The organism is Brevibacillus schisleri (assembly GCF_055685845.1).
In genome coordinates this window covers 5,884,635-5,894,225 of the sequence record NZ_JBVNDM010000001.1, presented here as the reverse complement: position 1 = coordinate 5,894,225, position 9,591 = coordinate 5,884,635, and the positions used below count along the sequence as shown (strand labels likewise).

Annotated in this window: 1 protein-coding gene; it reads left to right on the top strand. The window is 47.2% G+C overall.

Annotation, left to right across the window (positions count from 1 at the left end):
* The first annotated feature begins 4 nt into the window (after positions 1-4).
* Entirely contained in the window at positions 5-9,547 is a 9,543-nt protein-coding gene (locus ACUUHJ_RS27965) for an amino acid adenylation domain-containing protein (RefSeq protein ID WP_472300597.1), read from the top strand.
* Positions 9,548-9,591: the final 44 nt, after the last annotated feature.

The following is a 9,591-nucleotide window of genomic DNA, read 5'->3' as shown; positions in this document are numbered from 1 at the left end:
CTGTATGCAAGATTCCATTACCGCATTATTGGAAGAACAAGTGGAACTTCATCCTGATGCCATTGCATTGGTATACAAAGATGCAACCCTTACCTACAAGGAGCTTAACAGCAGAGCGAATCAATTGGCGCATTATTTACAATCGTGCGGGGTTGGAGCAGAGAGCCGAGTTGGCCTGTACATGGATCGCTCGTTTGAAATGATCATCAGTATGGTTGCTATTTTAAAGGCAGGCGGGGCTTATGTCCCGCTTGACCCTGCCTACCCTGAGCAACGATTGCTTTATATGCTGCAAGATGCAAGCATTTCCATTGTGCTGACACAAGAAAGCATGGTGTCCAGACTGCCGGACGGATTGAAAATCGTTTGTCCCGATCTGGACGCGAGCAGGATCAGCAACGAATCAGATGCGAATGTAGGCGGGAGCACGACCTCGGAAAGCCTAGCCTATTTGATGTATACGTCTGGTTCGACAGGAAATCCCAAAGGGGTGCTCATCCCTCATCGTGGGGTGATCCGACTTACGAAGCATGCTTCTTATGTAACCCTCACACCGAAAGAAACCATGCTGCAACTCGCATCGATTTCCTTTGATGCGGCGACCTTCGAAATCTGGGGGAGCCTGTTAAATGGCGCGAAATTGGTGATTTATCCATTTCACGGTCTGTCTCTGGAAGAGTTGGGACAAGTGCTGCGTGAAGAAAAAATCAGTACGCTATGGCTTACCGCAGGCGTTTTCCATCAAATGATCGATTACCGCATCGAAGATTTAAAAGGAGTGCGTCAATTGCTGACTGGCGGCGACATCGTGTCCGCCAAGCATGCGCAGCGAGCTTTAGACATGTTACCAGAGACACTGGTGATTAATGGGTATGGCCCGACAGAAAACACGACATTTACTTGCTTTTATCACATAACACAGAAGAGCGAGATTCAACATTCTGTTCCGATCGGTCGACCCATCAATGATACGGAGGTCTTTATCCTAAACGATAAGCAAAAGCTCGTTCCTGTTGGTCTTGTGGGCGAATTATATGTGGGGGGAAAGGGACTGGCTTTCGGATACTGGAATCGTCGGGAGTTGAATCAAGAGAAATTTATTCCGCATCCCTTTCAACAAGATTCTGAAGCGAGATTATACAGAACAGGCGATCTGGTGAAATTTGTGCCAGGGCGAGGAATCGAATTTATCGGTCGAAAAGATAATCAAGTAAAAATAAGAGGAAACCGGATTGAGCTCGGTGAGATTGTAGCTGTTCTCAACCAGCATGAGAGTGTAAGGGAGGCCGTCGTCCTTGTACATGAATATGGATCAGATGATAAACGTCTGATTGCTTATATCGTGGGAGACGGGGATGTCGATGAGTGGAAACGGTATGCGAGTGAACAATTGCCGCCTTATATGGTCCCTTCCTATTTTGTGAAAATAGACGCTTTCCCGCTTACAGCCAACGGGAAGGTAGACCGTCAAGCATTGCCGTTGCCAGAAATACGCACGACGAAGGATGAATTTGTCGCACCACGTACGGATACAGAGAATCGGATCGCAGAGATTTGGCGGGAAATAGTAAAGGTGGAGCGTCTTAGCATCCATGACTCCTTTTTCGATTTGGGCGGACACTCGTTGCTTGCGACGCAGGTCATATCCCGCTTGCAGGATGCCTTTCATCTGTCGATCCCGTTGCGCGTCTTGTTTGAATGCCCGACGATTGCAAGCCTAGATGCTAAAATCATGGAGCTTGTCCGGGATGGAAAAAGAGAACGGACACCAGCTATTGCGAGAGTCTCTCATCGGGACAAGCTGCCGTTATCGCATGCTCAGCAGCGTCTATGGTTTTTGCATCAGTTGGAGCCGGAGAGTACGGCTTATAACGTTCCTCACATGTGGCGGTTAACAGGAAAATGGGATGTGCATGCACTGGAAACGGGATGGAACGCGCTACTGCAACGCCATGACATCTTGCGCACAGTGATTGCGAATGAAGGGGGTCAACCTTTTCAGGTCATTGAACCCCATGTGTATCAAACGTTACCAGTGATTGATCTACGAGATCGACCTGTTGCCGAAAAAGAAGAGCAAATCCAGGGCTATATCGAACAGGAAGCGGATAAAAGATTTGATCTACAGCGAGGGCCTTTGATTCAAACCAGGTTAATCATCGTTGAAGAGGATCAGTTCCTTTTGCTGTGCACGATGCATCATGTCATTACGGATGGCTGGTCAGAGGATATCTTATTGGAAGAATGGCTGGCCCTATACGAGGAAGCAGAGAGTGGAACACGTGCGGAGCTGCCAGAATTGCCGATTCAATACGCGGATTTCGCGGTATGGCAGCGCGAATGGCTGACGGATGAGGTGATGGGCCAACAACTGGATTATTGGAAAGTGGAGCTATCTGGGGAGCTTCCTGTCTTGCAATTGCCGATTGATCGACCGAGACCAAGCATTCAGACCTATGCCGGAAGTATGCACAAGATTGTACTGGCATCCGAATTGCTTGAAAAGCTGAAATCGTTCAGTCGGCAAGAGAATACGACTTTATTCATGACCCTGTTGGCGGCTTACCAAGGCTTTTTAGCCAGATATACCGGACAGACTGATATTTTGGTGGGCAGCCCCATAGCGAACCGAAATGTAACGGAAATCGAAGGCTTGATTGGCTTTTTTGTCAATACGCTCGTCTACCGGGCAAACCTCCAAGACAATCCAACGTTCAAGCAATTACTTGCCCAAGTAAAAGAAAAAGCGCTACAGGCACAGGAGTACCAAGATGTCCCGTTTGAAAAAATCGTAGAAATACTACAACTGGAACGCAATACAAGCTACTCCCCAGTATTTCAGACGGTGTTCACTTGGGCGGAAATGAAAGCGGATGTCTATCGCACGTCCAGTGGTCAATTAGAGAAAATGCCGGTTCAGATCAATGTGGCGAAATTTGATCTTCAGTTATCCATGGGTGAGTCTGAGGACGGTCTCGTAATGAACATGATCTACAACACAGATTTATTTGATCTATCCACGATTGAAAAAATGACAGATCACTTCGCGCATTGGTTGCACGAGCTTGTAAACGCACCGGATGTGCCGATGGCCTTACTGGAATTGTTGAGCGAGGAGGAGCGTCACAAACTCTTGCTCGAATGGAATCACACCAGGGCTACAGTCTCCACGCAGGATTCCATCCCTACCATATTTGAAGAACAAGTGGAGCTTTATCCTGACGCCACTGCATTAGTATACAAAGGCACTAGCCTGTCCTACAGAGAGCTGAATAGCAGAGCGAATCAATTGGCGCATTATTTACAATCGTGCGGGGTTGGAGCAGAGAGCCGAGTTGGCTTGTACATGGATCGCTCATTTGAAATGATCATCAGTATGGTTGCTATTTTAAAGGCAGGCGGTGCCTATGTCCCTCTAGACCCTGGCTACCCCGAGCAACGATTGTTTTATATGCTGCAAGATGCAAGCATCTCGATTGTACTGACACAAGAAGGCTTGATATCCAGACTGCCAGACGGATTGAAAATCGTATGTCCCGATCTGGACGCTAGCAAGATCAGCAAGGAATCCGATGCTAATCTAGGCGAAAGTACAACTTCAGAAAGCCTTGCCTATTTAATGTATACATCTGGTTCGACAGGAAATCCGAAAGGGGTACTCATCCCACATCGCGGGGTGATCCGCCTTACAAAGCAAGTCTCTTATGTATCACTCACACCGGATGAAACCATGCTGCAACTCGCGTCGATCTCCTTTGATGCAGCAACCTTCGAAATCTGGGGGAGCTTGCTAAATGGCGCAAAATTGGTGATTTATCCATTTCCCAGTCTGTCTCTGGAAGAATTGGGACAGGTGCTGCGTGATGAAGAAATCAGCACGTTATGGCTAACCGCGGGCATCTTTCATCAAATGATCGATTACCGGATCAAAGATTTAATCGGGGTGCGTCAATTGTTGGCTGGTGGCGACATCGTGTCCGCCAAGCACGCGCAACGTGCCTTGGATATGTTACCAGATACAGTGGTGATTAACGGGTATGGCCCGACAGAAAACACGACATTTACTTGCTATTATCCTATAAAAAATAAGAGCGCAATTCAGCACTCCGTTCCGATCGGTCGACCGATCGATGATACAGAGATCTATATCTTAAGCGAAATGTTAAAGGTAGTTCCTGACGGTCTCGTAGGGGAATTATATGTGGGAGGCAAGGGACTGGCTTTCGGATACTGGAATCAACCAGAGATGAACGAAGAGAAATTTATTCCACACCCGTTTCAACAAGACCCCAAAGCGAGGTTATACAGGACGGGCGACCTGGTGAAATATGTGCCGGGGCGAGGAATCGAGTTTATCGGGCGAAAAGATCATCAAGTCAAAATAAGAGGAAACCGGATCGAGCTCGGTGAGATTGTAGCTGTCCTCAGCCAGCATGAGAGAGTAAGAGATGCGCTCGTCCTTGTACATGAATATGGAGCGGATGATAAACGTCTGATTGCTTATATCGCGGGAGACGGGGATGTCGATGAGTGGAAACGGTATGCGAGTGAACAATTGCCGTCTTTCATGGTCCCTTCCTATTTTGTGAAAATGGATGTTTTCCCGCTTACAGCTAACGGGAAGGTGGACCGTCAAGCACTGCCGCTGCCAGAAATGCGCACGATGAAGGATGAATTTGTCGCACCACGTACGGACACAGAGAGTCGGATCGCATCCATTTGGCGTGACGTTTTAAAAACGGAAACGGAATGCTTGAGTATCCACGATTCCTTTTTCGATTTGGGCGGACACTCGCTGCTTGCGACGCAGGTCATTTCCCGCTTGCAGGAAGCCTTCCACCTGTCTATCCCGTTGCGCATCCTGTTTGAATGCCCGACGATCGCAAGCCTAGATGCCAAAATCATGGAGCTGGGCCGGGATGGCAAAAGAGTACGGACACCAGCTATTGCGAAAGCCTCGCATCGAGAAAAGCTACCGTTATCGCATGCCCAGCAGCGACTATGGTTTTTACATCAATTAGAGCCGGAGAGTACGGCATACAACGTTCCTCACATGTGGCGCTTAACCGGGGAGTGGAATGTGCAGGCGCTGGAAACGGGATGGAATGCGTTACTTCAACGTCATGACATCTTGCGCACAGTGTTTTCGAATGAAGGGGGTCAACCTTTCCAGGTCATTGAACCCCATGTGTATCGAACGTTGCCGGTGATTGATCTACGAGATCGATCTGCCGCTGAAAAAGAAGAGCAAATCCACGATACTATCATGCAGGAAGCAGACAGAAGGTTTGATCTACAGCGGGGACCTTTGATTCAAGCCAAGTTAATCGTCGTGGAAGAGGATCAGTTCCTTTTGCTTTGCACGATGCATCACGTCATCACGGATGGCTGGTCAGAGGATATCTTATTGGAAGAATGGCTGGCCTTTTACGAGGCAGCAGAGAGAAGAGGACGTGCGAAACTGGCAGAATTGCCGATTCAATACGCGGATTTCGCGGTATGGCAGCGCGAATGGCTGACGGATGAAGTGATGGGCCAACAACTGGATTATTGGAAAGCGGAGTTGTCCGGAGAGCTTCCTGTTCTGCAATTGCCGATTGACCGACCGAGACCAAGCATTCAAACCTATGCGGGAAATATGCACAAGATGGTGCTGACAACTGAACTGCTTGAAAAGCTGAAAGCGCTCAGTCGGCAAGAGAATATCACCTTATTCATGACCCTGCTGGCCGCTTACCAAGGCTTTTTATCCAGATATACCGGACAAACTGATATTTTGGTGGGCAGCCCCATAGCGAACCGAAACGTAAAGGAAATCGAAGGCTTGATTGGCTTTTTCGTCAATACGCTCGTCTACCGGGCGAACCTCCAAGACAATCCAACGTTCAAGCAATTGCTTGCCCAAGTAAAAGAAAAAGCACTACAGGCACAGGAGTACCAAGATGTCCCGTTTGAAAAAATAGTAGAAATACTACAACTGGAACGCAATACAAGCTACTCCCCAGTATTTCAGACGGTGTTCACTTGGGCGGAAATGAAAGCGGATGTCTATCATTCGTCTAGTGGTCATTTAGAGAAAATGCCGGTTCAGATCAATGTGGCGAAATTTGATCTTCAGTTATCCATGGGTGAGTCTGAGGACGGTCTCGTAATGAACATGATCTACAACACAGATTTATTTGATCCATCCACGATTCAAAAAATGACAGACCACTTCGCGAATTGGTTGCAAGAGCTTGTGAACGCACCGGATGTGCCGATGGCCTTGCTAGAATTGTTGAGCGAGGAAGAACGCCACCAAATCCTCGTGGAGTGGAATGATACAGCAGTCGCCATTCCGGAGAATACATGCCTGCATGATTTATTTATCGAACAAGCAAAAAAGACTCCGGAACTCATCGCAGCTGAATATGGCAGTGAAAAAATTACTTATCAAGAACTGGATAGACGTTCTAACCAGTTGGCGCACTACCTGATGATGCTGGGTGTTGGACCCAATACGCCTGTCGGGATCTGTATGAATCGCTCCATTGAGCTTGTCATATCGATCCTCGGCATCGTAAAGGCTGGCGGAGCATTTCTCCCCTTGGATACAGAGATGCCTCAAGCGAGGATGGCGAAACTGTTGGAGGGCTCCAAAACCAACATTTGTATATCTGAACCGGAGTTCATGAACCTGTTTGGACAAGCCACTCATGTTAGATGGATAAATTCCCAAGCGGAAAAAGAAAGAATAGCAAGTATGCCGGAGGGATTGCCGGAGCAAACCGTAAAACCGACAGATTTGGTTTCGATTTATTACACGTCAGGCTCGACGGGAAATCCGAAAGGCGTAGAAAACCACCATTTTGGTTGGGTAAATCGCATGTTATGGATGCAGCGACAACATGGCTTGGAGCAGGGCGAGTCTGTTCTGCAAAAAACAACCTTAACATTTGATGATGCAGCTGTTGAGTTTTTTTGGCCATTGTCTGTAGGGGGACGGATATCACTTTTGGAACCATGGCTGCATCGGGACCCTGAGGCGATTATCCAGGCTGCCATTCACTATCAGGTTGCGTGCATTCAATTTGTACCGAGCATGCTCAATATGTTTGTGGACGCCCTTACGCCAGAGGATGCAGCCAACTTGTACAAATTAAAAAATGTCATCTCCAGTGGTGAGGCGCTATTACCCGAAACAGTAGGCAAGTTCTATCAAATGCTAAATGCCAAACTCCATAATACATGGGGGGCCACAGAAGTATCGATCGACTCCACCCTATACACATGCTCGCCAATGGACGCGTTGGAAAAGGATTGTGTGAGTGTAGGCAAGCCGATTGATAACAACAGAGTTTATGTGCTTGACCAGAATATGAAGGCTGTCCCAATTGGCGTCATCGGCGACCTGTATATTGGTGGCCTTGGATTGGCCAGAGGCTACCTGCATAATCACGAGAAAACCAAAGAAGTATTTATGGAGAATCCGTTTGTACCAGGGGAAAGGATATATCGAACTGGCGACAAGGGGTACTTCCTGCCTTCGGGCAACATCAAATTCGTAGGCAGACAAGATAATCAAATCAAGATCAGAGGCATGCGGGTGGAATTGGGTGAAATTGAATCCACATTAAGCAGACATCCGTCCGTTCGTGAAGCAGCCGTAATTTCTGTTAAAAACGACAGGTCAGCTACCGAATTGGCAGCATATATCGTGGGGGACGGGGATGTAAACGAATGGCGGACATTCCTGAAAGAGCATTTGCCTGCTTATATGATTCCAACTTATTTCATGAAGATGGCCAGCATTCCCAAAACCACAAGTGGAAAAATTGACCGGAATAAACTGGAATTACCGATCATGAAACCAAGCGACTTCTTGATCATTCAGCCGCGCACGATACCTGAGGAGCTTATCCACTCCATCTGGAGCGATATATTGCAAGTGGATCAGATTTCGATCAGGGACTCCTTCTTTGATAGAGGTGGACATTCCTTATTGGCTACGCAAGTCATTTCCCGCATGCGAACCGTTTTTGGGATGGACATACCGTTGCGCACAATATTTGAGTTTCCAACCATTGAAGCGATTGCCGCTCGTATATCTGAGATCAAGCAAGGCAGCGAGGCGAATACCCGCATCCATGAAGTATCGCGAGTGGAAAATCAGACAGAGGTCTCCTTATTCGAAGTATCCCATGGGCAGAGAAGACAATGGTTCCATGCAAAATTCAGTGACCAAGAAGCAGTAGGAGGGGTTTACCTCTTTGAAGTAGCGGGTCCCGTTGACAGTCATTCTATGCACAGGGCTATGAGCCTCATGTTTGAACGTCACAGAATCATGCGCACGACGATTATAGAAAACGAAGGGCAATTGTATCAAAAAGTGCATGACGACCTTGAGGTGGAGAATGCGTTTGTAGATTTGTCTGCATTATCTGTGACGGAAGGCGAGCAGCGAATCGCAGCCGATTTACAATCTGCTTTGTACAAGCCATTTGATTTTTCACGAGAGTCTTTCTTCCGGATGACTTTGTATCGGATGACACCATTGAAGCATTTCCTTATCTTGAGTGCTCATCATATTGGATTTGATGGCTGGTCGTTAGATGTGTTTATCCATGATCTCGCGGACATTTATCAACAAGTACAGAGCGGTGTGCAAAAGGAGTTTTCCAAACCATTGGATTATATGGACTACACCTTGTGGCAGCAAACACGATTGCAAAACGGTGAACTGAACCGACAACGGGACTATTGGTTAAAACAGCTGCAACAAAATGTAGATGCGCCGTTCATACCGCGAGAGACACATTTACTCACTCACGGCAACCGAATTTCAAACGTAGCATCGCTTCCCATTGAGCCAGTAACGGGACAAGCGCTTTTAGAATTGACTCGAATGGCTGGTGGTACCGTCTATACGAGTTTGCTTACGGCGATCAACATTTGGCTGTCACTTCTCACGGATCAAACCATCCTTACTGTCGGATCGACATTATCTGGCCGTACACAGACGGACCTTGAAGGAATTATTGGTCCGCTAATCAATCCGGTTGCCATGCGCACAGACTTGTCTGGCAACCCGACCGTACTGGAAATGATGAACAGAACAAGAGAAACCGCATATGGAGCGTACGAGAATCAAGAGTATCCGTACAATTTGGTCGTAGAGGATCAGTTAGCTGCCACGGGCGATAAGAAGAATTTGTATTCCATTGTTTTTATTGGACAACATGTATCGAACAATCAGCCAGAATCAGATGAAATTACCTTTACGGAATGTCCGTTACGTCGTTTTCTGGATGAATCGATAATCAAAACGTATGAAGGCAGCCACTTCGTTCAAGATGATCAATTGGATATGATGTTATTTTTGTCCACGCGTCATGACCAACTGACGTTAACGGCACATTACAACATGGAAGCATTCAGCGAGAATGCCATGAATGCGTTACTGGATCAGCTAAAGCATGTCATCTGTCAAATGATCGACAATCCAATGCAGCGCTTGTCTCAAATAAACCTGGTGGAAGAATATGATTTCAATGAACTGTTCAGCTAACGAGTTTATGGCTGTTGGGGCATGCTGGTGAGAGCCGCATGCCC